Annotated in this window: 19 protein-coding genes; 6 read left to right on the top strand and 13 right to left on the bottom strand. The window is 67.4% G+C overall.

The genetic code is table 11. From position 1 onward, the window contains the following. Window positions 1-35 precede the first annotated feature (35 nt). The 6 genes from ACFWU9_RS31020 to ACFWU9_RS30995 form a co-directional block, all read right to left on the bottom strand. Complete coding sequence (locus tag ACFWU9_RS31020; RefSeq protein WP_384324345.1) at window positions 36-269, bottom strand: hypothetical protein; 234 nt, start codon at window positions 267-269, stop codon at window positions 36-38. Between the two features lie 65 nt (window positions 270-334). Next, window positions 335-526 carry a hypothetical protein gene (locus ACFWU9_RS31015; protein WP_384324343.1) on the bottom strand — a complete coding sequence of 64 codons (192 nt, stop codon included), beginning with the start codon at window positions 524-526 and terminating at the stop codon, window positions 335-337. Then, window positions 523-2,085: a hypothetical protein gene (locus ACFWU9_RS31010; protein ID WP_384324341.1), complete on the bottom strand. Its 1,563-nt coding sequence runs from the start codon at window positions 2,083-2,085 to the stop codon at window positions 523-525. The genes ACFWU9_RS31015 and ACFWU9_RS31010 overlap by 4 nt, the downstream gene beginning before the upstream one ends. Then, window positions 2,082-2,738: a WhiB family transcriptional regulator gene (locus ACFWU9_RS31005; protein WP_384324383.1), complete on the bottom strand. Its 657-nt coding sequence runs from the start codon at window positions 2,736-2,738 to the stop codon at window positions 2,082-2,084. Before ACFWU9_RS31005 ends, ACFWU9_RS31010 begins: the two co-directional genes overlap by 4 nt. Window positions 2,739-2,814: 76 nt before the next feature. After that, complete coding sequence (locus ACFWU9_RS31000) at window positions 2,815-3,513, bottom strand: hypothetical protein (protein WP_384324339.1); 699 nt, start codon at window positions 3,511-3,513, stop codon at window positions 2,815-2,817. 2 nt (window positions 3,514-3,515) lie between these two features. Beyond that, the gene (locus ACFWU9_RS30995) at window positions 3,516-4,430 is read right to left on the bottom strand and encodes a helix-turn-helix domain-containing protein (protein ID WP_384324337.1); all 915 of its coding nucleotides are present in this window, start codon (window positions 4,428-4,430) and stop codon (window positions 3,516-3,518) included. A 1,436-nt stretch (window positions 4,431-5,866) separates the two neighbouring features. On the opposite strand from ACFWU9_RS30995, the gene ACFWU9_RS30990 reads away from it, so the two are divergent. Continuing rightward, on the top strand, window positions 5,867-6,676 hold the full coding sequence (locus ACFWU9_RS30990; RefSeq protein WP_384324335.1) for a helix-turn-helix transcriptional regulator: 810 nt from the start codon (window positions 5,867-5,869) through the stop codon (window positions 6,674-6,676). 493 nt (window positions 6,677-7,169) lie between these two features. Here ACFWU9_RS30990 and ACFWU9_RS30985 read toward each other — a convergent pair whose 3' ends face one another. Both ACFWU9_RS30985 and ACFWU9_RS30980 read right to left on the bottom strand, forming a co-directional pair. Continuing rightward, window positions 7,170-7,430 carry a hypothetical protein gene (locus tag ACFWU9_RS30985; RefSeq protein ID WP_384324333.1) on the bottom strand — a complete coding sequence of 87 codons (261 nt, stop codon included), beginning with the start codon at window positions 7,428-7,430 and terminating at the stop codon, window positions 7,170-7,172. Between the two features lie 40 nt (window positions 7,431-7,470). After that, window positions 7,471-7,593: a hypothetical protein gene (locus ACFWU9_RS30980; RefSeq protein ID WP_384324331.1), complete on the bottom strand. Its 123-nt coding sequence runs from the start codon at window positions 7,591-7,593 to the stop codon at window positions 7,471-7,473. A 187-nt stretch (window positions 7,594-7,780) separates the two neighbouring features. Between ACFWU9_RS30980 and ACFWU9_RS30975 the strand changes: the two genes are divergently transcribed. The 4 genes from ACFWU9_RS30975 (at window position 7,781) to ACFWU9_RS30960 (ending at window position 11,659) form a co-directional block, all read left to right on the top strand. Next, on the top strand, window positions 7,781-8,518 hold the full coding sequence (locus ACFWU9_RS30975; RefSeq protein WP_384324329.1) for a hypothetical protein: 738 nt from the start codon (window positions 7,781-7,783) through the stop codon (window positions 8,516-8,518). Next, window positions 8,518-8,871 carry a tyrosine-type recombinase/integrase gene (locus ACFWU9_RS30970; RefSeq protein WP_384324327.1) on the top strand — a complete coding sequence of 118 codons (354 nt, stop codon included), beginning with the start codon at window positions 8,518-8,520 and terminating at the stop codon, window positions 8,869-8,871. Before ACFWU9_RS30975 ends, ACFWU9_RS30970 begins: the two co-directional genes overlap by 1 nt. A 26-nt stretch (window positions 8,872-8,897) precedes the next feature. After that, window positions 8,898-9,248, top strand: coding sequence for a helix-turn-helix domain-containing protein (locus ACFWU9_RS30965; RefSeq protein WP_384324325.1), 351 nt, complete (start codon window positions 8,898-8,900; stop codon window positions 9,246-9,248). Between the two features lie 1,217 nt (window positions 9,249-10,465). Then, window positions 10,466-11,659, top strand: a complete 1,194-nt coding sequence (locus tag ACFWU9_RS30960; RefSeq protein WP_384324323.1) for a hypothetical protein — start codon at window positions 10,466-10,468, stop codon at window positions 11,657-11,659. A 10-nt stretch (window positions 11,660-11,669) separates the two neighbouring features. Here ACFWU9_RS30960 and ACFWU9_RS30955 read toward each other — a convergent pair whose 3' ends face one another. The 4 genes from ACFWU9_RS30955 to ACFWU9_RS30940 form a co-directional block, all read right to left on the bottom strand. After that, window positions 11,670-12,299, bottom strand: a complete 630-nt coding sequence (locus ACFWU9_RS30955; RefSeq protein WP_384324321.1) for a 2'-5' RNA ligase family protein — start codon at window positions 12,297-12,299, stop codon at window positions 11,670-11,672. After that, complete coding sequence (locus tag ACFWU9_RS30950; RefSeq protein ID WP_384324319.1) at window positions 12,296-14,917, bottom strand: DEAD/DEAH box helicase; 2,622 nt, start codon at window positions 14,915-14,917, stop codon at window positions 12,296-12,298. The genes ACFWU9_RS30955 and ACFWU9_RS30950 overlap by 4 nt, the downstream gene beginning before the upstream one ends. A 658-nt stretch (window positions 14,918-15,575) precedes the next feature. Continuing rightward, window positions 15,576-17,183: a Shedu anti-phage system protein SduA domain-containing protein gene (locus ACFWU9_RS30945; RefSeq protein WP_384324317.1), complete on the bottom strand. Its 1,608-nt coding sequence runs from the start codon at window positions 17,181-17,183 to the stop codon at window positions 15,576-15,578. A gap of 200 nt (window positions 17,184-17,383) precedes the next feature. After that, window positions 17,384-18,160 carry a hypothetical protein gene (locus tag ACFWU9_RS30940; protein WP_384324315.1) on the bottom strand — a complete coding sequence of 259 codons (777 nt, stop codon included), beginning with the start codon at window positions 18,158-18,160 and terminating at the stop codon, window positions 17,384-17,386. A 1,172-nt stretch (window positions 18,161-19,332) separates the two neighbouring features. On the opposite strand from ACFWU9_RS30940, the gene ACFWU9_RS30935 reads away from it, so the two are divergent. Beyond that, window positions 19,333-21,315 carry an NB-ARC domain-containing protein gene (locus ACFWU9_RS30935; protein WP_384324313.1) on the top strand — a complete coding sequence of 661 codons (1,983 nt, stop codon included), beginning with the start codon at window positions 19,333-19,335 and terminating at the stop codon, window positions 21,313-21,315. Here ACFWU9_RS30935 and ACFWU9_RS30930 read toward each other — a convergent pair. Continuing rightward, window positions 21,312-23,050, bottom strand: a 1,739-nt coding sequence (locus tag ACFWU9_RS30930; protein ID WP_384324311.1) for a translation initiation factor 2, incomplete at its 5' end; no start/stop codon positions are given. The two genes, ACFWU9_RS30935 and ACFWU9_RS30930, sit on opposite strands and share 4 nt — an antisense overlap.

Below are 23,050 nucleotides of genomic sequence, written 5' to 3'. Positions count from 1 at the left end.
GGCGCCATGTTCCGGGGTGGAGGGGTTCGGGTTCGTCACAGTCCGCCCCCTTGCACTTCGTGAACGGTCTCCAGGATGTGGAGGACGAAGCCTCTGGCATCTTCCGTATCGGTGAGGTGATGGATCCGCCCGCCGGCGCCCATCTGGACGAACCACTGTCCGTTGGGCCCGTCGACAGCTGAGTGGATGAGCCCGAACTTGAGGAAGGTGTGCAGGAATGCCCAGACCAGGTGGTCCTCGAACTGGCCTGGGACGGCCGCATGCGCCATGGCGATCTCCTTCGTTGCGGGGGCGTGGTAACGGAACAGGGGGCTTTGAGCTGCTGCTTGGCCGGTCAGCCGCATTCGGGGCAGCGGCTGAGGTGCCGGCTCAGAGCCCTGGCCATCCGCTGCTTCGCCGCGATCGCGTTCTTCGCGCTGGCTTTCCCCGACGGCCTGCCCTTGTGCCGTACGGAGTGGGCGGTCAGGTAGCTGATGTCCCGCTCGTACTCCTTGCGGACGGCCGCGAACCGGTGGCAGGTCTTCATCGGACGTTGCTCCTTGCTGTCGTAGTGGTGTCCTTGGCCCGCAGTTGCTGCAGGACGAGGCTCAGCCGGTCGTTCCGGCCGCCTTTGAGGTCCTCGCGCCGCAGGATCTCCCGCAGCTGAACGCGGGTGACGGTCTCGTTGCCGTCCCGTTCGAGGAGAGCGGGGACGTGAGGGCTGACCTGCTGGACGAGCCGGTCCACCGACTGCTCCACGGCGCGCGAGGTACGCTGCTCCTGCGCGCGGCGGGACCGGCCCCCTCGCTTGCCCCTTCCTTTGGTCTTCGGTGTCGGCTTCCGCCGGGGAGCGACCATGCGTCCCCGGTCTCCGGTGGGTTCGGTCCCCGTGTCGGCCCCGCTCGGTCCCCGGTGCGGTTGGGGGCTGTGAGCAGGCATTTCACCTGCGGAACGCTCGGTCCCCGATGAGCTGTTGGGCCTCCCGTCTGGCTCCGGTTCGACGGCAACGGTCCCCGTCTCGGTCCCCGGCTCGACGGCTTCGGTCCCCGCGTCCTGGTGTCGGCTTTCGGGGACCGGTCCCCTTCCGGTCCCCACGTCGGTCCCCGCCTTGTGGTGAGCGTCTTCGGGGACCGGTCCCCCTTCGGTCCCCTCTCGGTCCCCGGCGGGTTCGGCGTCTGTGCGGGGACCGTCGTCGGGGACCGTGCCGTTCCTGCCCTCTGGTGAGGGGACCGTGCCGGCATACCCGCTGTCGTGGTGTGGGGACCAGGGGGAGGGGAGGGGGACGGTGGCGAGGGTGTGTGCGTGGCGTCGGGCGGCGAGCTGGTCGAGGAGCTGCATGCGCTGCGTCGGGTCGGTGCCGACTGAAGCTCGTCCTACGGCTTTGGACAGGCGGTGTGCGAGTCTCCTCCCGCGCCACCGTTGCCGCTGGACGGGGGTGTGTTCGGCGAGGCGGGTGGCGAGGGTGACGGCGCGTGCGGTGGCGCGGTCGCGGGTGATCTGCGCGGCGTCGCGGTCGCGGGCGGCGATGCCCAGGCGTGAGAGAAGGCGCTCGCGTGCTTCGCGGCCGAGGGTGGCGAGCAGGCCGGTGGAGGTGGCGTCCGGCTTGTGGAGGCGCAGTTCGATGCCCATGGCCAGGTGCCAGAGCATGGCGGCCATGACGGGGCCGACGAAGGCCCGCACCGTGCCGCCGACCGGGCCGGACTCGGCGTACGCGGGGATGATCTGCACGCCGGTGATGACCCAGACCAGGGTGCCGGGCAGCCCCGGTGCACCTTGGGTGGAGAGGTTCTGGCGGGCCATCAGGGCGGTGGCGAACAGGGCCAGTTCCGCGGCGCCGAACATCATGGCCCGCTCCACGGTGCCGGCCATGTCGAGGTAGTCGGCGGCGAACCGCCAGCTGGTGTCGGCGCTGTAGGCGGTGCAGCCGACCGCGGCGAGCGCCGCGACCTTCACCGCCGGGCTGCCCGCCCGGCGCGGCTCTCGTGCGGCACGCCGCCGGCTCGTCCACCCTGCCAGGGCGAGGGCAAGCACACCGGTGACCGTGATCCCGGCCGCGAGGAGAACGGGGAGGTCGGTGATCGAACCGGGGGACAGGAGGTTGCTCATGCTGCCTTTCCGAGAGGGGCTTTCGCCGTGTCCGGTGCTGCCGGACGGGACTGCGGCTGCTTCGTGCCGGGTCTTCCTGGTCTGTTGGGCGGGGGCGGGTCGGTTTCCGGGGGCGGTTTCTTCTTTTTGTTCTTGTAGGGGTTCGGTGGCACGCCGAGGGTCAGGTCGCGGTCGAAGACCTTGTTGGCGACCTGACGCAGTAGGTCACGGGCGTGGCGGGGGCTGATCTGCAGGGCTGTGGCGAGGCGGGAGGGGCGCCAGCCGCGTACGTAGGCGTGGTCGACGACGACCTCGCGTTCGCCGCTGGTGAGATGCACGTCGCGTCCGTTGAAGAAGGCGATTACCCGGCTGTAGTCCATGCGCTGGGGCAGCCCGTTCTCCCAGGGGCGCCGCTCGGCCTCGGTCAGCCCGCCCCAGGTGCCTTCCTTCAGCCCGTTCTCCAGGGCGTAGTTGAGGCAGTCGCGCCGGACCGGGCACAGGGCGCACAGTTCCTTGGCCTCGGCGGTGGCCCAGTGGTCGCGTGGCGCGGGGAAGAACAGCTCGTCCGCCTCGTCGGGGTCCATGCCGTAGCAGGCGCCGTGTACGTGCCAGCTGGTGTCGGCGATGGAACGCAGGCCCGTGGCCGGTGTGGTGTGGGTGGTGATGTGACGCAACGTCATCTCCGGTGTGCTGCGGTACGCGGTGGGGCCGGGAGGACCGTGTCCGACGGCGCTGCGCCGGACCGGCCCTTCAGGCCGTCGAAGGCTGCTGGGTGTGGCGGGCGGCGGCGAGGTCGAAGCGGGAGGGATGAGGCTTGGTGCGGGGGGCGTTGCCCCTGGATCCGCCGTCGGGGCCGACCCGCCTGTTGCGGCACGGCTGTCCCTCGGGGGCGTGGCACCACTCGCAGCGGACACCGAGAGCGTCGGGCTGGCCGTGGGAGATGGCCGCCTCGCGGGCCGCGCGGGCGGGCCTGTAGGGGGCCATCTGTGTGCGGACCGCCGGGGGTATGCACGAGCCGATCGCCCGCAGCCGCGCCTCCAGCGCCGGGTCGATCCCGTCGCGCCCGCTGGTGAGGGCCCGGTGCCGGGCGGGCTCGGCGCTTCCGGTGGCCACAGCCCGCCGTGTGCGGGCCAGTTCGGCGGTCCAGGCGGCTTGGTCGTCCGGGTCCGCCGACGGGGTGGGGTCGGTGTGCCGCTGGAGGCGGTCGCGCCGGTAGTCCTCCCACGGACGGCCGATGTCCGCGGGCAGGATCGGGTACGGCGATTCCCGGATGTGCTGCCGTACGGCGGTCCTCGCGTCCCAGCCGTGCGGGGTGGCCATCGGCACCTCGGCGAGCAGCTCGTGCCACTGGGCGATCTGGTCGCGGGCCTCGCCCTTGTCAGTGCGGATGGTGCGCGGGTCGAGGCGGCCGATGAAGGCGAGCAGGGCGGCTATCTCGGTGCGGTCCATGGCTACTCCGTTCCGGTCGGCTCGTCGAGCGCGGCGAGGAGGGCGGCGGTGTGGGCCTGGGTCCGGGTCATCCCGCCGTTGGGGGAGGGCCCGTTGCCTGACAGGGCGTAGAGGTTCGGGCGGCCCTGGCCCGGGGCGGGGCTGTGCTCCCGGGCGATCCAGGACCGCCAGTCAGCCGCCCAGGCGGCATCCGCACGGGGCTGGAAGCCGGCGCGGTGCGCCCGCCACTTCGCGTCGGCGGCGGCCAGGCCGTCCTCGCCGAGACGGTCGAGGTGACCCTGGCGACGGGCCCAGGTGTGGGCGTCCGGACCGCCCTGCCACTCGGCCGCCGCGATGGGACCGGCAGCAGCCCTACTACTGCTGTACCTACGGTTCACCTTCGGTTCACTACGGTTCTGGGGGCCGGATTCCGACCCCTCCTGGGGTCGGGATCCGACCCGTCGGGGGGCCGTATTCCGACATGAGGGGTCGGCTCCCGACCCGGTCGGATTCTGATGCGGGGGGCTGGATTCCGACCCGTCCCTGGGCCAGATTCCGTGCCTCCGCAGCCGCTTCCCGTCCACCTCAGGCACCGGATCGGATGCGGCCGGTGGCTCGACAAACGCGTTACGGTCGTCCTTCGTCGCCGCGGCGACCTTGGCGAGCTGTGCGGCGGTGCGCGGCAGCCGGTAGACCGTGCTGCGCTGCGGACCGGCCAATGCGTCCAGCGACTCCAGCTCGCCGCTCTCCACCAGGCTGGTCAACGCGCCGCGCACCGCGGTGCGGCTCGCGTTCGTCCGCTCCATGAGAGAGGCGACCGAGGCCCAGGCGACGCACTGCTCGTCCGGCACCCGGTCGGCGATCGACAGCAGCACCAGGCGCGCGTTGCCCCGGCTGGAGCTGTGCTCCCACACCCACTCACGGGCGTCGCTGCTCATCGGTCACCCCGGCGTCCGGCCGTGACCAGGCCGGACGGCGACGGCCGCTGCGGGGTGGGGATCGGCGACGTGGGGCGGGCTGCCGCGCGGGCCGGGACGTTCGGCCTTTCACGCAGGGCAGGCGGCATGGAACACTCTCCTGTGATGAAGCCGTACCGGTGTGCCCCGTGTGAAGGGCCGGTGCGGTGCTGCGGGTGAATCTCCGGCCCTTGCACGGGCGGGAGTACCTGTGAGCGTTCGGCGTCCGAGAGTTGCACCTCCCGGACGCCGTCGCTGTCTGCGGGCCGGCTACCCGTCCCGGCTATGCGGGGTCCGCAACGTGCGCTCCTTTCTGTTGGTCTTCGTCAGGCGGGCTGCCCGGCGAGCGACGACGAACATGGCACGGACCCCCTGCGGAGATCCAGAGTTGGGTCTCAAACTCTGTACTAGTCGCAGAGCGTGACGCTTCAGTGAGGGCGTGCTCGCGTCCGGGACCTGCGAATGTCCTCAATGGGCATCCGGTGGGCCGCTCGGAGGGGTGGCAATGAAAGCGAATGCAGAGGCGTCAGGCTCGCACTCGGAGGGAAGCCCGCGGGAAAATAGCTGAGAAGCGTGCCGGAGAGGCAGCTCCGACCCGAGGGGGCGTACGTTCCGTCGCTTCTGAACCCGTTAACAATGCAGCGCTGCAAAGTAGTCGGAAGGGCTTGTGTGCCCGTTGGTGGGACGCGCCAAGAATGCAGCGCTGCAAAGTGGTGACCGCTTCGTAATTCGCAGGCCGCTTTCGCGACGTGAAGCTACCGCGCGTGGCGGTGATGCGCAAAGTTAGATTTCGGGGAACTCCCCAGTAAGCACAGGGAAGTTGGGGTGGGTTGGGATGCCGGGCTGTGTCCGGTGCGGCGGGGCGGCGTCCGCTCCCTTGCTCGCTGGTGATGATCTTCATCTACGCTCCCGTCGTGATCATTCGCGCGTGCTTTTGAACTTTGCTGGTCAGAGCATTGAAGCGACGGCGGCCGAGCACGTCAAGGCGCGCTATACGCGCGTAGATTCGATGGTAAGCGCTCCTCCGTACGCGGGGCGCGTGGAGTAACTCGCCGCTCCCGCAAGGGGGTTCACATTCAGGTGGGGGGCAACCGCTTTCCGCCGCACCGGCGTAGGTGGGCCGGAAATTGGAGACCGGCAATTTTTTGCCGGTCCTATGCATGCCGGACTTCCACTCTGCCGGGATGTCCGATTCCTCGGCGTAGGCCCCTTCTTGTCTGCGAAGGCGGTAGTCCCGCATTAAGCAACAAAGTTTAAGAACCCCGAGTCCATTGGCGGTCTGCTCTTATTCCAGATCAGTTTTTAATGGTCTACGCTACGGCGGAAGCACGGCGGGACCGGTGACGCATACCGGTCTCCTTTTCCATGGCCGGACCCGCACGGCGTGTGCCGGGGACGAAGGAAGTGAAGGAGGGGGCATGGGCTTCGACGGCGGTGGTCGCGGCGGCACCGGGGGTATATCGGCGGGCGGCGGTCCGGCGGGGCGTGCCAGTGCCGGGAGCATGCTGCTCGCGTGGCGGCAGTCGGCGGGCGAGCGCCGGGGCCAGCCCGTCACCCAGATTGATGCGGCCGGGGCCATCGGCCGTTCCGTGCGCTTCTACTGGGAGTTGGAGAACGGCGCCTCCACGCGCCCGCTCAGCAGACGCCAGTGCGAGGCCCTCGCCGACACGCTGCTGCTGGACCGCGACGAGCGCCACGCGCTGCTGCTCCACAACGCGGGCGGCTTCTTCGGTCTGCCGGCCGCCCCGCCCGGACCGCGGGTCCCCGAGGCCCTGCGGGTGCTGATCGACGGGCAGTCCTCACCCAACTTCCTGTGCGACCGCTACTGGAACGTCCTCGCCTGCAACCCTGTCATGGCGAGCTGGTGGCCGTGGGTGACGAAACCCGGCCCGAACCTGTTGACGTGGCTCCTGCTCGACCCGGAAGCCCGCGACCAGTACCTCGACTGGCACGAGCACGCCGACCGGTCGATCAGGCTGCTGCGGTTCGCCCTGGCGGGCCAGCCCGACAACGCCGTACTGGCCCGGCTCGTCGAGAATGTGTGCGCGGACCCCGACGTGCTCCGCCTGTGGGAGACGACCACCGAGGTCGCCGAGAACCGCGACGGCCACATCCACCGCATGAGACTGCCAACCCTGGGCGGGAAGACCATCGAGGTCGTCAGCCACACCCTCTACCCGGCCTCGCTGCCCGGCAGCCGCCTCGTCATCCTCACCCCCCGTCTGTGACGCCGGGCCGGATGCGCCTGGGGTCTGGCCGTGAAACCTGACATCCGCGCCGAGTGGTGGGGCTCCGTCGCGATACACCCGCCGCTGAAGTGGCGCGGGGTTCAGTTGAGGAGGCGGCGCTGTTGCGTCGGATCGTCCGCCGTCGCGTTCGGGCGATGGGATGCTGGAGGGTATGGGGATGCTGACACCGGCCGAATGGGTTCACGCCCTGTAGCCCTCCGGACGGCAGGGGGGCGGCCCAGGTCGACACCCACCCGATCCTTGGTACCGACGGGGTGCCGAGGATCCACCTCACGTCCTACCCGGCCACCGCGCTCCAGGAGTTCGTCCGCGCTCCGGACCTGACGCTGCATCTGGCCGCCTATCTGCGGCCCGGCGCGTGCGTGGGCACCACGACGCGGCTCGGAGCGGGAGCGGACGGCTGCTCTGCCGCCGGGTCCGCGTCGGTGGTGTCCGCTCACGCGAGGGGCCGTCCGGCGGGGCTGGTACTGGATCAGCTCATGGCCACGTTCCCCGGGTGCCGGGTGGCGGCAGTCTTCGACATGTATATCTGGCCGTATCCGACCATGATGGTGCCCTCATCGACCTCGTCACCAGCGCGAACGACGCTCTGAAGCACTTCCCGCTCACCCCCGTTCCGCTGCCCTGTCTGCATGTCACGCTCGACCAGATCACTGACTGCTATGCGGCTCTCATCCCTCAGCATGAAAGCGACGAGCTGGTCGGCGAACTCATCAAGCGCCGCGGACTTCACGCCCTTCGAGGTCCAAGTGGGGTCTCTTCTGGCATATCACTCAGGGGTGATCGCGGATCTCCATCCGGACGATCAGCTCGCCGCCCTCCACCGCGCCGTCCGTGAGGCCATCCGCACGGTCAGGGGAGACGATGCGGTGCGCTATCCGTGGGGCCTTCAGCACCTCACGATCTCGTATGCGAACCCTCGGGAGTTGCATCAGACGGGTGAGAACGCCCTGGTCGCCAGGTCATGGGGCGGCGCGTCGAAACTCCGAGGAGCCTACGCTCTAGCCGTCTGACCTGCCACTCTTGAAGCCTATTCCCGTCTGATGCAAGATATGCCCGCCAGACGGGAAGAGGATCTTTGTCGTGCAGCGAACCGTGGACCTTGCCGGGGCGGCTCATCTTGAGCTGATCTCGGGGGTCGTTCACATGCGTCCCGAGGACGCTATGTTCGACGCCATGGTGCGCGGCTGGCGGAACCAGCAGCTCGCCCGCAACCTCAGGGCGAAGACGATCAGCGACCGCGAGAAGCTCATCCGCCGGTTCCTCATGTTCGTGAACGACTATCCGTGGGCGTGGGCACCAGCCCACATGGACGAGTGGTCGGCCACGCTCACGAGCGAGGACCATCTTTCCCCTGCGTCGGTGCGCAACTACCAGGGCACGGTGCGGCTGTTCACCGAGTTCCTCATTGACCAGCGGTACGGGTGGGCGGCTGCGTGTGAGGACGCGTTCGGTACGTATCCCGTGGCGATCTGCCACGAGTGGAACGCGCTTCCGCATCTGCAGGACTACGAGGGCGACCCGGAGGCCCGTCCTTTCACCCGCGAGGAGCTGCAGCTCTTTTTCGACTACGCCGACGAGCAGGTGGAGCGCGCGGTCCGGGCCGGCCGCAAGGGGGCGCTGGCCGCGTACCGGGACGCCACCTTGTTCAAGGTCATCTACGGGTGGGGTCTGCGGCGCACGGAGTCCTCGCGGCTGGACCTGGTGGACTTCGGGCGCAATGCGAAGGCGCCGCAGTTCGGCAGGTTCGGCACGCTCAACGTCCGCTACGGCAAGGCGAAGAGGGGCAGGCGCCGCGCCGGAGGAACGTTCTGTCTGTGATGGACTGGGCCGTCGAGTCGGTCGTGGACTATGTCGAGAACGTCCGTCCGCGCTTCGGGTTCCCAGATCAGCCGGCGTTGTGGATTACCGAGCGGGGTGGTCGGCTCCAGCCCAGTTCGATCAACGACCGGTTCGAGACGTACCGGGACGCTCTCGGGCTCCACAAGGAGTTGGTCCCCCACTCGCTGCGCCACTCGTACGTCACGCATCTCACCGAGGACGGGGTGGACCGGGCGTTCATCCAGCAGCAGGTTGGCCACGAAAATAGCAGTTCGATGGCCACCTACACCCACGTCAGCGACGACTTCATGAACCCGGCCCTGCAGCGGGCCCTGGCCCCGGCCTTCGCCTGAGACCGCTGCCGAGGAAGGACACCCCGATGCCCGCAGCGAAGCTCGACTACCAGTGGCACCTGCGCAAAGTCATGGCCGAGCGCGGCATGTTCAACACCAGTGACCTGATCCCCCTGCTCGCCGAGCGCGGCATCACGCTCTCGTCCAGCCAGGTCTACCGGCTGGTGACCGACCGCCCGGAGCGGCTGAGCATGAAGGTGCTCATGGCGCTGCTCGACATCCTGGACTGCCGACTGGACGACCTGATCGAACCCGTCGCCGCAGTGGGGGCGGGAAGCCGACCGAAGAAGAGGGCCGCGGCGGCCGGTGGCAGCGCACCAGAGCCGGGGCTCGGAACCCTACGGCCCAAGCGGGCCCGCATCACCGGAATTGAATGATGACCGTAGATATCGATCAGCTGATCCAGGACGACCCGCTCGGCGCCGTCGTACACCAGGTCGCGCTCGTGGAACGCAGTCTGTCCACCGACCAGATCCGGGAGGTGACGCACGGCATCCTCCGCGGCCCCACCCAGAGGCGGCGAGTCGCCCGAGAGCTGTGGGACAACCCGCAAGTCCTGGTCACAGGCCGCTCTCCCTCCATCTGGGCGGTGGGAAAACTCCTGGCTGCCTTGGTGAAGGCGGGGGCACGGCAACTCGCGAGACCGCGCTGCTGTGTCTGCGACCGCGAGACCCTGTCCCTGTCCAGTCGCAAGGGTGGGCAGTGGACCTGCGGCGGGTGTGTCCGGCCGAAGGAGGAATGTGTCGGCTGCGGGACCGTAAGGAATGTCAGAACCCGGGACCGGAAGGGACGGCCTCTCTGTCAACGGTGCCCCGACGACGCGGACCCGACCAAGGAGCTGATCGATCTCGTGGTCGGTACTGATCCCGGCTTGAACCAGGCCGCGATCGCCGAGGCCCTGACGGGTTGCTCGCACATGCGCGCCGTTCGCTGGCGGGTCGCCTGGGCGGTCCTCGACCAGCCCGAGCTGCTCACCGACGCCGCGCACTCGGCGCCCACCCCGTCCGTGCTCACCTTTATCAACGCACTAGTCGAGGCCGGCACCACGGTGGTGCAGCAGCCGAGATGCGCCCGCTGCGGAGCAACCGAACGTCTGTCTTCGAAGCACGCCGGCCAGCGGATCTGCTGGCGCTGTGAGGAGGAGGTACGTGCCGAGGACTGCTCGCGCTGCGGCAGTCGCCGCAAGGTGAGTTCCCGGGACCACGACGGCCTCCCGGTATGCACCGATTGCTGGAGGAGCGATCCAGCCCACCGGGAACCGTGCACGGGATGCCGACGGCGCAAGAAAATCAAATCCCGTACGGCCGAGGGCCCTTGGTGCGAGAGATGCAGCCCGCGGGAGGACCAGGAGTGCAGTGTCTGCGGGCAGCTCACATGGTGCGCTACGTCACGCGCGACGGGCGAGCCATGGTGTCGCAACTGCCGGGTCCGTCACATCCGGTGCACATCCTGCGGGACGGTGTCGCCGCTCAAGGGAGGCACGCTCGCTGCTCCGCTGTGCGCCAGGTGCCTGAACCCGGACCCGGACTTCTGGGACCGCTGCCCTCTGTGTGAGACGACGTGGCAGTTCAGCACGGAGCCCTGTCAGCGGTGCATGGTCGATCAGAAGCTTGAGGAACTACTCGGAGACGGCACCGGCATCGCGGAGGAACTCGACCCGTTCCGGCGCGCGCTCGTGGCGGTGGAGCGCCCCGACCACGCCATGGTCTGGCTGGCCAAGCCGAAGGTCCGCGCACTGCTGACGGCTCTGGGCAAGGACCCCCGCCCGGTGACCCACGCGCTGCTGGACGGTCTGCCGGCGGGCAAGACCCTGGACTATCTGCGCGACCTGCTGATGGCCACCGGCTCGCTCCCGGCCCGCGATCAGCGCCTCGTCAACCTAGAACGTTGGACGAAGGAGAAGCTGGCCGGGCGCCACGATCTCGAAGAGCGGCGGGTACTGCACGGATACGCCATCTGGCACCACATGCGCCGATTGCGGCAACGGGTACGCGGACAACAGCTCACGGTCGACCAGGACCAGAACGTCCGCACGCACATCAATGCCGCCGTCCAGTTCCTCGACGATCTGGCCGGCCGCGGCATGCTGCTGAGCGCGTGCACCCAAAGTGAAGTGGACGATTTCATGGCCCATCGCGCCACCTATCCCACGCGGACGGCGCACTTTGTGCGCTGGGCCGTTGCGCACCGCCACGCCCACGATCTCACCGCTCCCGCCACGCGGTGGGTGGGCCCGAGCGGCCCGCACGATGAGGACCGGCGGTGGGAGGTCGCCCGCCGGCTCCTGCACGATGACGCCGCGCCGACCGCTGACCGGGTCGCGGGCCTGCTCCTGCTGCTCTACGCCCAGCACGTCAACGCCATTCGCCACCTCACCGTTGACCACATTCATCGCGACAGCGACAACCCGAAGATCCTGCTCGGGGACCGCCCGATCGTGCTGCCCACGCCACTCGACGCCCTGGTGGAGGAGCTGATCTCAAGCCGGCGCGGGCACGCCCTCGTGGATGCACCAGGGATTTGGCTGTTCCCCGGGAAAGTCCCCGGGAAGCCGCTCAGCAGCGACCAACTGGTACTCCGGCTCCGGGCATTGGGTATCAATCCGCGCCAAGACCGAGCCACCGCCTTGTTCACGCTTGCCGCTCAGGTTCCGGCGGCAATCCTGGCGCACATGCTGGGTATCCACCGTCAGGTTGCCGTGCAGTGGCAGCAGGCCAGCGGCGGGGACTGGGCGGCGTACGCGGCCGACGTCGCCGCCCGCCCGGTTCGCTCACGTCCAGCGCCCTGAGCGGCGATCCTCAGCTGCCCGCGCCGAGCGGGATCGCCGCGACGTGGTCCCAGGTGATCGTCTTGGCCTGGGCGTCCGCCGTGACGTCCACGAGGTGAACGGCGTCCACCCGCATCGGGGCGTGCCCCGGGCGTACTCCGTTGCGCAGCCTTCGCTGCACCTGGTCGGAGTCGCATTCCGCGGCCGCGTATCCGAGCGTGAGGTGCGGGACCTTGGTGGGGTAGCCCGTCGCGTCGGGCCCGCGCACCGTCTGGATCGCGGCACGGACGGTGGTGTGGAGGTCGTTGAGGGGCTCGTCGGGATGGACGTCGGCGATCACTCCGGTCGCGTACGACATGAGCGAGCCGATCATGATGTCGAACGGCTCGACGCCCGCCAGATGCTTCCCCAACTCGTCCACGAGGGCCCACCGTTCGGTGGGCGGAATGATGGCGCCCACACGGTCGGTGATCTGGTCGACGGTGATGTGAAGCCAGGGCAGCGCAACCGGTGTGATCGGGAAGTCCTTCAGCGCGTCGTACGCATGTGTGACGAGCGCGGTCAGCTCACGGTCTTGTTCCCGAGGGCAGATGTAGACGTGGAGCAAGGTCTCACCCTCGGGCCACACATCCTGTGCATGCTGGAACACAAATGGCTTCATGACGCGGGGTCCTTCCAAAGCGGGCGACTTCTCAGCGCAGACAGCCACTGGGAAGGTAGGGCTTGCTCGGCCTTGAAAATTGATGCCAGCTCGGGCACCGATAGCGTCGCCAGTCCTCGTGCGCGGGCTGTCTGCCAGGCACGGGTCAGGCGGTCGAATAGGTCAAGCACTTCGGGCGGGCGAACCCAGTAGACGTTCTCCTCGGCGACCGCATGGGCGCTGGAGTGCACCTTGTTCTTGGGGGACGCGAGTAGACACACCGAGTCGCCTGGCGCGGCCTTCTCTTGTTCCTTCTCTGCTGTTCGTAGGTGCGCACCGGTTTGCCGAACCTGGTCGGCACCAATCTGGCCGGTGTCCTTTGCCTGGCTCTTCGCCTCCCAGACGACCCACTGGGCATCGTTGAAGATCCACACAGCATCCGGGAGGGCGTCGCCTTCGTCGCCTTCGTTGCCGTAGCTGGGCTGGGCGCCGGCGAGCCTGCCGAGGTAAACAAGTCCTGCTTCGTATGCCGTGTATTCGGTGCCTTCCAGCCCGGCGCGCGCCTTGAGGACGTCCTCGAAGGCTTCGACGCGAGCCAGATCAGTAGCGGCAAGGACATTACGCATGGCGACTTCGTCGGTGAGGGCGAGTTCGGGTGGCTGGGGCGCGGCGTCGCGCTCGGCCGGGGCCGCAAGGTGTGACAGCCAGGTGGTGCCCTGGCTGTTCTTCCAGGTCTCCCGGTAGTAGATATCTGCGGTTTCGCGGAAGCTGGGATCGCTAGTCTGGTCGGCGAGTTGGCGAGCGATGCTGAACCCCAGGTAGCTCCACAGCGCCCCGTATCGCTTCGGTGTCCGGTCGCCGCGGAGTTTGTCCAGGACACTCCTGATGGCGTCGAGCGCGAAGTGTTGATCGCCGGACCAGATGGCTTCGGCGGCAACGATCTCGTGTCGCACTGCCCGCTGCAGGTCAGCTACGCCGGGAGCTTCGGCGCGACTGTATGTTTCGCGAGCGGCGACGATGTCCTCGTCCACGGCTGCCCATGCTTCCGCGTGCTCGGTGAAGACGTCGAGGTTCTCCAGCATTGCGGTCGAGGTGAAGCCCAGACTGGTGTCGACGCCGAATTCGAGTTCCGCATGGATCTCGGGGTGCATGGCCGCCTGAATCTCACGGCGTGTCAGGTATGAGGTCAGGTCCCTCCCCAGTACGAGCACGGCGGCGTGGTCGCGAAGGTTCCGCGTCGCTCGGCCGCTGCCTTGCTGGATCCGGGCCCGCATTCGTTCTTGAAGGACCTCCACTGCGCCCAAAGATCCGTGGAGGAAGCGCTCTTGGAGGTCTCCCTTTGCGGGCAGCCCGACCAGGACCACCAGGCGGCATTGATCGTCGGGGAGGTCAATTCCGTCGTAGCGGTTGTTCAATACGAGCGCGGCGGCAGGCTGGGAGGTGAACCGGGTGAGGTCGTCCTCGACCTCTTTGGCGTTGAGGGTGGGGTAACCGGCCGGTAGGAAGTGTTCCCGGAAGGTGGTGGCGGTGCGGCTGTCCGGCGTCAAGACGACGGCACGGCCTGCCTTGGCGACGATGCCAGCGACGAAGGGTGCGAGTTTCTGGTTGTCGGCTGCGAGGTCTTCGGCCAGTTCAGGGAAGGCGAAGAATCGACGGCCAGTGCCTTCTTTGTCCCACCCTGCTGGGACGGGGATCCGCTTGATCTTGCGTCGCCCGAAGCTGCGCTCCAGTTCGCCGCCGGCGCCCAGGGTCGCGCTCATGTAGAGCCGACGGCCAGGTTCGCTGAACGCCGGATGCTGAAAGGTGGGCGAGATCAAGGGCCGGATTAGGATCTGGCTGTACGAGATGTAGACCATGCACCTGGCCGCCCGGCCCTCGATGAACCGCCATGCATGAACTGCATCCTCGCCGACCTTCCCCATCGCGACAGCGTCGCTCAACGCCGTTTCGAGTTCGGCGGACTGTGCCGCAACACCGAGCGGCGAAGCAAGGTAGACACTGGACAGGTACTGGCCGTCCGGAGTAGGAGTAACCAGCCGCTTGTAGACCAAGGGGTCGAGCGCTGACGCAAGTGTCGACAGCACGTCCTTGTAGGCACTCTCATAATGCGAACGGGAGATCTCCAAGCTCCAGGGCCCAGCTACGTAGCCCTCCGCCGCGTGGGCGTCATCCAGCACCAGCAGGTCGGCACCCACCAACGCTGGATTGGAGTTGAAGACATGGCTGTAGACGCTGACCGCCACAGCCCGACCTGAGTCAAACTGGGCCCGGTCGGCCTGGTTCCAAGTCGGGACCCGACCGGTAAGCAGAACCTGCGGGATCCCATAGTCGGCGAGCCTGCTGGATGTCTGCCGGGCAAGCTGCTTAGTGGGGCACAGGTAGGCGACTCGGCTTCCTTCCTTGCGCCGGAGAAACTCACCGATCAATCCTCCGACTAGTGTCTTCCCCGCGCCCGTTGGAAGCTCAATCGCCACATCAGCTTCGGAGTAGTGCTCGGCGTGCCACCTCTCCAAGACCTTTGATTGGTGGCCCCAGACCGAGTCCGGTCCGTTGTTTGTCCGTGCCAGCAGCCGATACAACTGCTCGGGGTCATCAGCCTGGCTGACTGGGCCGCTGCCGCTCCGACGCTGAAATGCCACGAAGTCTCCGCTTCCTTCCGCTCAGGCAACTGGACCTGAACGCGCTGAGCTGGTGTGCGAGGGCGCGACCAGGAAGCTGGAGTATCTCGCAGCCCGTGGGCGAGTGCACCTGCTTCAGCCCGACACGGGTCGCTTTGAGATCAGTGCCGGGACGAGGGGGCCAGGTGACGGCATCCCCCGGCCACGGCGTGTCTCTCTGACGACTTGGCCGGAGTCCGCCCTGGCGGACCGCCCGCCGTACTCTCCGCAGAGGGTATTAGCGGGGTTCTGATATCCGACGCTACCGTTAACTGCCGAGGTCGACCTCGATCACTACCACCAGATCCACCGCCGCCTGCGCCGAGTCCGCCCCAGCCACGCGCCCGTTCACGTCGACACCGTCGCGCTGGTCGACGTCGTCGCCAACGACGCCGGGAAGACCATCACCTGGGAGACCTGGAAGACGGTCCCGCTGCGGCCTGGCCACTGAGGTCCCTGCGCGGTCGCCGCATGCTCCAGCCCCCTCCCCGCCGAAGTAGTACCCGGTGAGCCCGGCGGGCGAATCCGGCCGTTGCACTTGATCGTACGGATTTCCTCCAGGCCCGCATCGGACGTATGCGCGAACGTTGTGGAGCACGTACAGGATGCCCTGCTCAAACCATCGCCGATGACGCGCGACTCATCCGCTCCACGGATCGCTGTCAGCTGATTTCCTGGCAGTTGGTGTCAAGTCGAGGGTCCGCTGCGCATTGTCGATCAGTTGGTCGTAGGTGGTGATAGTTACTCGATTCAGATGCGCGTTGTATGTGCGAATTGTCTCAGCAACCTCCTCCTGGGTGGCATCCGTTGCGACGAATCGGCTGTGCCCGATCACTACAGTCATCGAGGAACGTCGGGAGTCGATGCCTAGATCGACGAGGATCTGGGCACGCTTCTCGTCCAATTCGCGCAGGTAGTTCATGACCTGGCCTACGGCCTTGTTGACCTCGCTTCCGACGATCAAGTGATTACGTTGGCCGGTGACCAGGTGTCTATTGTTAGCCAGTTTCAGTTCGACGCCGTGCAGGCTGCCGTCTGGGCGCAGCAGCGTCAAATCGAGCTGATCGCGGAGCGTGAGATTCCGCCGGGCGGTGCCCGGGAGGAACTCGCCGCCGAAGATCCAAGTCATTCGCTGCAGGAGCTTTTGAAGGTCACCTTCGCTGGTGACGGGGTCCTCAACTGCCGTCCGCAGCTCAGCCAAGTCTGACTGTCGACGGGCCCTTTGCATCAGGGTCGCGAGCACTTGGGCATCATCGAGCTTCCCAAGTAATGCAGCGAGTGCCGGTTCGCCTTCTAGGACCTTCAGCACTCCGCGAATGGCTGCGACAGCCGACTGGTCAGCGACCGGCTGCAGCTTTAGGCGGACCCGAAAGCCGTGCTGAAACGCTTTCTCACTGTCCGAGGGAATGGTTAACCCGCCCAGCGGATGCAATCGAAAGACCGGCGTTCGCACCTCGTTTACGTATTGGCCGCCATCCTTGAGTTTGTGAACGCGCTGCCCGGTCAGCGCCCAACGTTCTAGGGGGCGATCTGGGTCGGTAGCGAATTCTCCCAGGTACAAGCAATCCTCACCACGTTCGAGGAAGACCCGTACTGGTATTCCGCAATGGCGATGGGATAGGACTGCAAGGTGGTCCATAGACACGCCGCCGCCTTGCTGATTCTGCCCGGGAGCCAGCAGCACAGACCCATCCCAGGACCATGTCGGTTCACTTGGGCGGCTGTCTTCAAGGAAGAGGAACGCATTGTGTGTCGTGCCACTGGCGCCGGCCGCCAGTCGCGGGTTCCCCCCGTAGACAGCGTGTATCTCAGCTCGTTTCACGACAGAGCCAGGCGGAATGTTCCACATGGCGGGCCAATCGTTCGACGGCTCGGCGTCGTCGGCCAGTTGACAGAGTTCGCGCCACTGTCCATCAGTGAGGTTGATCGCTGTGAGTTCGCCCCGCCCGTTAGCCGCCGGAGCTTGTTCCACTACAGAGCCGAGGTCCGCCCCGCGCAGGACCTCGGCGGAGAGCGGGGTGGACAACAGGAGTCGATCGAAGGCTGTTCTTGCCGCACCGTCTACGCTGACGATCTTCCCGACGGCGACTACCCCGCCGCCTCGCCCGCAGCGCCAGAGGAGAACACCATCGCCGGCGTCGATGTCGGAAGACGTCCACCCAGTCGGCGATGGCTCCCACTTCTTGAGTTTTTTGGCCCTTTCGTACAGAACCCACTTGGCCACGGGGGTCATCAGCCAGTACCCCATACCGCTCCCTTCTCGGTTCAGCTTCTGTCTCAGGGCATGCGAACGTCCGATTCCTCCAGCGCTGAGCAGGCGGCCGGGATGGCGCGGGGCGCGTCCCAGGGCGGTGCCCTCCCTGGTCTCACTACCAGCGCCAACGGCTATGCCAGGGTGACGACTCCCACGCCGGTGGTCTTCGGGAGCATTCCGCGGACCCAGAACACCTATGCCGACAGGTGACGTACCTGGTTATCGTCGGTCACTTCGTACACATCGATCCGCAGCAACCTGCGGACGTACCGGGGGACGCGCTCAACGGCCTTGACGGACGAGGAGGGCACGACCAGTGCGTACCGCATGTTCGGCGCCTCGCTCGTCATCCGGCGCAGAAGCTGTCCGTAGGCGATGTCTGCGTCAATTCCCTTCTCACTGGTTCGCCCCTTGGCCTCACAGATCAGCCGCTCTTTGCCGCGTACTGCCTCGATGTCGGTCCAGCGGTCCATGGGGGTGACCGGTGTCCACCCTTGGGCCAGCAACCAGGTGCGGAAGCTGTCGGTGACGCGATGCTCGTCGCTGTCACGTACCAGGATCGCTCTCAGTGCCGCGAGGTCCGCTTCCCGGTTGCGGCGCAGGCGCCCTCGACTGTCCGCGTCGAGATCGGCGGGACGGATCACGACCAGGCGCAGACCGTGAGCGGGGATCTGAACGTCGCGTCGGGCGTCGTACAGGGCTCGTTGCTCGCCTCGGTGAACGCCGCTGACGGTCAGCCGGTCCGGCTTATCGAAGTGCGGCATCGCTTGGTCGTGCTGCAACTCACGGTACTCGACTACGAGCTGGTGGCCCGGCCAGTACGCATCGACGGGCAGCTTCACCCGCCGCCCGCCGGTACCCGGGTCTCCCAGCAGCCAGTCGAACTTGTGCTGAGTAAAGGCCGTCTCACCGAGCGCCTGGTTGCACAGGTCGACAACGTACGCCTCGTCGCTCTCGTCTCTCGTGCTCATGGCCGGGCATCCTGCCATCCGCCACCGACAATGAGGGGCGGGACCAGATCCGACGCCATCAGGGATGTCCTGCTGCGTAAGGCCTCTGCCCATGGTCACGAGGACCGTCGTCGTTCACGCTCACCCATGAGGACAAGGCGAAAACACACCTTCACTAGGGGCGACGAGCACAGGACCTGGTCCAAGACGCCTACAGTCCAGTCCGCTGTCATCACCCCTGCATCGGTCGACAGTAGGAGCGAGGTCAGGGAACACCCTCACTTCGCTTCGAACGATGAGCAACCGTCAGGCCGCCGTCCGCACCAGGAGACTGCCCAATCAACGAACATCAGCGTTTTCCGAGGGTTCCAATATCCGACGCTACCGTCACGTGAGGAGGCGTCCTCCGACGATGCCCAGCGCATCCTGCGCCGGGTCCGCCCCAGCCACGCTCCCCTGCGTGTCACCGAGGTACAGCTGGTCGACGTCACCGCGGACAGCATCGCCAAAACGATCACCTGGGAACGGCTCGCGACCGTCCCGCTCGGCGGCCGGTAAGCGTACGAGCCCCGGGGCACCCTCGTCGGCCCGCCCCGCGTCGCGTGGGTCACTGAGGCGGCAGATCGCCCCCGGACCATCCGCACAGACTCGTCCTGGACACGTGAGGGCCGTCCTCCGGCTCAGCGACTTGCAACTGGAGTGCCGCAACGTCCGCTCGTACCGTTCCGGAGATTCTCGTCGCCGTGCACGCGGCCGGACTCAACCCCACGGGCCCCAAGCACCGCGCCCTGAGTGCTTCCTGCCGCCGGCCTCTGGGTGGGATGTCCCCCGGCACCGTGGTGGAGACGGGCTTCGGTGTCACCCTCCTCCGGACCGGTGACGACATGGTGTTCGGCGTGCCGCTAGACCCGGACGGGGCGCTCCAAGCTGCGGCGCCGGGCGTAGGAACACCCCAACGCCGGCCTGGCAAGTACTCCAGCGCTGTCAAGCAGGCGTGAATAGAGCCACTGGCAGCCATGCCGTGGACCGCCTTGCGGTATCCCAGGATGCTGGGACAGCGGTTCCACCAGACGCCGACGGTGAGGGGTGAAAGTCTCTAGAGTGCATGATCGTCAGATAGTTCGTGCAGGGCGCAGTAGAGGGTCGAGGGGGCTGTCGTGAGGGTCGAACTTCCGCCGGAGCCAGTGCACTTCGTGAACCGTGACGATGAGCGGGAACGCGCTTTGCAGTCCGTGGGGCACTGGCAGAGCCGTACCCGGCCGTTGGTGCTGGTGCTGAGTGGGCCCGGCGGGCTGGGAAAGACGGCGTTGGCCGCCCTGATCGCGCGTGCTCTGGGCGACCGTTACCCGTTCACCGACGGTGTGCTCTCCGTCGACCTGGATGAATTCCGGGCGGACAGCGTCCTTGACCCCGGTGATGTCCTTTCGCAGCTGTTGGAATCCCTCGACGTGGCGCCGGAGCAGGTGCAGGCGCAGTACGCGGCTCGGTGCCGCCAGTACTGGAACCGGACCTCCGATGTGAAATTGGTGCTCCTGCTGGACAACGCTCGATACGCCTCGGAGGTGATTCCTCTTCTTCCGGCGTCGGGCTCCAGCGTGGTGATCGTGACGAGTCACGGTCCGCTGCGCGATTTCGAGGCCGGCGCTGCGGTGGAGCTTGCCCTGCCCCCGCTGGACGAACGGGCGGCAACCGAGCTGCTGGAGCTGATCGTCCGTGACGACCGGCTGGCCGCAGATCCGGAAGCGACTCGGGCGGTGATCCGGTTGTGCAACGGGCTTCCTGCGGCGTTGCACGTGGCCGGCCGGTGGGTGCGCACGCACCGGCTGCGTCCGCTCTCTCGTCTCCTTGCTGATCTCAGGACCGAGCTGGACGAGAAGGGCGTGTCCGGTGTGGAGCGGCTCTGGGACACCGCTTATGACGATCTCTCCCCCTCCGCGGCTCTGCTGTACCAGTTGCTGGCCCACCATCCCGGTGAGACGTTCACGCTCCATTCCGCCACCGCGTTGTCGGGACTTGGCCTTGAGGGCTGCCGGGATGCCCTGGAGGAGCTGGACCGGGCCGGGTTGCTGGACCTGCGTCAGGTGGCTCTGACAGAGGCCGGCCAGATGAGGCTGCCGGGACCCTTGCGCGCGCATGCCCTGCGCCGGTCTCGACGAGAGGCTGTGGAGGGCGATGTCGCCGAGGCGGAGATGAGGCTGGTGCGCTGGCTTGTCCGGCAGGCCCAGTTGGCCGACCGGTTCACGGCCGGACCCCGGCTGACCGTGGTGGACCTTCTCGACCCCGTGGGCGATGTGCCGGACATTCCTCTGGTGGATCCGGAAGAGGCGGTCGACGACGGCGCGCGGGCTGAACGTGCCGCACGCGCGGCGCGCTGGCTGGAGGAGGAACGGCATGTGCTGTTCGCGTGCTCTCGTCTCGCCTACAGCCGGGGGATGGACACCGAGGTGGTGGCGCTTTCCGAGCCTGTGTGGACGCATGCCTTGGACCATCCACAGCAGTCCGGAGTCATTGAGGTCTTCCGGCGGGCTGTTGACGCGGCAGTTCGGCACGGAGGGAATGCCGGATGGCTGGTGCGCACCCGCTGCCAGCTGGCCAGGCCGCTGTGGGAGTCGGAGGAACTGGACGCGGCCCAGGAACAGATCGACCGTGCGATCTCTGCCCTCGAGCTTCTCGGCGGCTCCCCGCGAGAGCGGATACTTGCGGCGTCGGCCGTCGAACACCGCGGAATGCTCAAGGGCGCACGAGGCGACTGGAACGGAGCTCTGGCCGACTTCACCGCCGCCCGCGACCGGCATCGCGCGATCCCCAACCCGTACGGCGTGCTGCTTCAGACCTATCGGATGGGAGAGGCGAGCGCGAAAGCGGACAGCCTTGAAGCCGCGCACCATCTGCTGTCCAGGGCGCACAGCGGGTTCGTGGAGGAGAAGCGTGAGAGGCTCATAGGGCGCTCGGCGTTCGCTCTCGCCAGCGTCCTGCACCGTCTCGGCCGGCTGGAAGATGCCCATGAATTCTACCAGAAGGCGCTCGGGCAGGCCGAGAGACGGCGCTCAGGGATCGATCTGGCACGTGTCCACGATGCCCTTGCCGAGTTGGAGACAGCCGAAGGACATCAGGACCAGGCCGAGGAACACCGCGTCGCGGCCCGGAACTTCCGGAGTCGCAACGGCCTTGGCTAAATCACCTGGGCCTCTTCGGCGTCCGTGGCCGGACTGAGGGAAACACGGAAAATCCGGTCTCCCACGAGGAATCTCAGTACGCAATCGCTGTCCGGGGCCGGCTGACCCGAGACAAAGTGAGCATGTACCGCCGACAGGGCGATCGCGGGGTCGATCTGCACGATCCGGCCCCCCTCAGGCCGGACTTCCACCCGCAGGGCGTACGTCTGCTCCTGACCGCGGACTCTGAGCAGGCACACACCGGACGGCAGCACAGCCGCTGCGGAGCGGCAGCCGGGATATGCGGTCAGGGTGTGCCGGATCCACCCGCCGGCGGTCCAGGCCAGGTTCACGGGTGCGGCGGATTCTGGAAGTTGGCGACGGTACAACAGGCCCGCGGAGCGGGCGAGCTTTTCGCCGGCAGCACCATGTTCAACGGCTAGGTGGTGGCCGGGCAGCCCGATACCGGCGGGATACCGCTCGATCCGTACACCGCCCGCAGTGGTTTCCACATGGACATCGAACGCTGCGGGCACACGCACAGCAGGCGCGGGCACGGGCAACAACCGGGGGGTGACGCCGTGAGCGGGGGGCGCAAGGCGGAGCAGGGCATAGACCTCGGATCGCAGCCGGTCCACGGCATCACCTGTGTGCGCGAACGCCGCTTGAGCGGCGGCGTGTCCGGGGCCCTGCCGGTATGCGCTCAGTGCCCGGATCACGTCCTCGGCACGCTCCACCTGCGGTATCCGCTCCAGAAGTACGCCCATCGGGCTGGCCGGAATCAGCTCGCCGCCACCTGGGTGGACGCTCACGACCGGTCGGTCCTGGGCGGCGCAGAAGTACAGGGCGGTCGAGCCGTGGTCGGTGACCAGAGCATCGGCGGCGACCAGAACCGAGGCCCACTCCTCGACCGGATCCGGCAGGACCAATCCCGCTTCGAGGGCCGGCCCAAGACGTTCGGCCAGCTCGTATGTCCCCAGCAGACTGCGCTCATTGGGGTGGATCACGAACGCCAACTGATACTCATCGTAGGGAAGTTGCCCAGCCAGCTCGGCGGCCAGGCCGGGATGCTGCCGTACGAGGGATTCTGGTCCCCAGGTGGAGACCAGGACGATCAGCTTGCGAGCCCCGGTATCCAGCGCCGCGCGGTAGTTTTCACGCAGCGGGACGGAGGTGAGGACGCGTTCCAGCGTGAGATCGCCGATCACCTTCGCGCGGCGGGCTGCCCTCGGGTCCGCTGCGGCCAGCCTCGCGACCTGATCCGGGTGGGCCAGGGCGTGCAAAGCTACCTGATCATGGTCCTCGGGCCGCTGCAGGAATGCCGGATCCAGACCAGATGGCGAGTCCCTCGAACCCTCGGTGCTGAGCGACTTGTTGAAACCCGCGCCGTGAGGAAGGAGGATGTGCGGGCCGTGCAGGAGTCTGAGGTTGCCCTTGGGGCTCGCGGCGATGACCAGGTCGTAAGACCTGCCTCGCGCTTCGTTCCAAGGCACAGTACGGCCCCCGAGCGCGTCGATCTCAGAGAGGGCATCGGCCCCGAAGTCGGAACCGGGGACAAGCGCAAACAGACGAGTGATCCTGGCGTCTCCCGAAAAGACGGGAAGTATGTCGAGCAGGCGATACAGGGCAACCGCGGACCGGGCCGCGAACAGAACCCGTCGCCCGTCGCCCGTCGCCCGTCGCCCGTCGCCCGTCGCCCGTCGCCCGTCGCCCGTCGCCCGTCGCCCGTCGCCCGTCGCCCGTCGCCCGTCGCCCG

The sequence above is a fragment of the Streptomyces sp. NPDC058653 genome, assembly GCF_042716895.1.
Taxonomy (GTDB): domain Bacteria; phylum Actinomycetota; class Actinomycetes; order Streptomycetales; family Streptomycetaceae; genus Streptomyces.
This window is presented reverse-complemented; position numbering and strand designations above follow the sequence as displayed.

Bases quoted from the DNA above. Each gene is read 5' to 3' on its own strand.
- ACFWU9_RS30995 (WP_384324337.1), bottom strand. From the start codon at position 4,430: ATGAGCAGCGACGCCCGTGAGTGGGTGTGGGAGCACAGCTCCAGCCGG.
- ACFWU9_RS30990 (WP_384324335.1), top strand. From the start codon at position 5,867: ATGGGCTTCGACGGCGGTGGTCGCGGCGGCACCGGGGGTATATCGGCG.
- ACFWU9_RS30965 (WP_384324325.1), top strand. From the start codon at position 8,898: ATGCCCGCAGCGAAGCTCGACTACCAGTGGCACCTGCGCAAAGTCATG.
- ACFWU9_RS30970 (WP_384324327.1), top strand. From the start codon at position 8,518: ATGGACTGGGCCGTCGAGTCGGTCGTGGACTATGTCGAGAACGTCCGT.
- ACFWU9_RS31015 (WP_384324343.1), bottom strand. From the start codon at position 526: ATGAAGACCTGCCACCGGTTCGCGGCCGTCCGCAAGGAGTACGAGCGG.
- ACFWU9_RS31020 (WP_384324345.1), bottom strand. From the start codon at position 269: ATGGCGCATGCGGCCGTCCCAGGCCAGTTCGAGGACCACCTGGTCTGG.
- ACFWU9_RS30960 (WP_384324323.1), top strand. From the start codon at position 10,466: ATGGTCGATCAGAAGCTTGAGGAACTACTCGGAGACGGCACCGGCATC.
- ACFWU9_RS31010 (WP_384324341.1), bottom strand. From the start codon at position 2,085: ATGAGCAACCTCCTGTCCCCCGGTTCGATCACCGACCTCCCCGTTCTC.
- ACFWU9_RS30940 (WP_384324315.1), bottom strand. From the start codon at position 18,160: ATGAGCACGAGAGACGAGAGCGACGAGGCGTACGTTGTCGACCTGTGC.
- ACFWU9_RS31000 (WP_384324339.1), bottom strand. From the start codon at position 3,513: ATGGACCGCACCGAGATAGCCGCCCTGCTCGCCTTCATCGGCCGCCTC.
- ACFWU9_RS30945 (WP_384324317.1), bottom strand. From the start codon at position 17,183: ATGGGGTACTGGCTGATGACCCCCGTGGCCAAGTGGGTTCTGTACGAA.
- ACFWU9_RS30955 (WP_384324321.1), bottom strand. From the start codon at position 12,299: ATGAAGCCATTTGTGTTCCAGCATGCACAGGATGTGTGGCCCGAGGGT.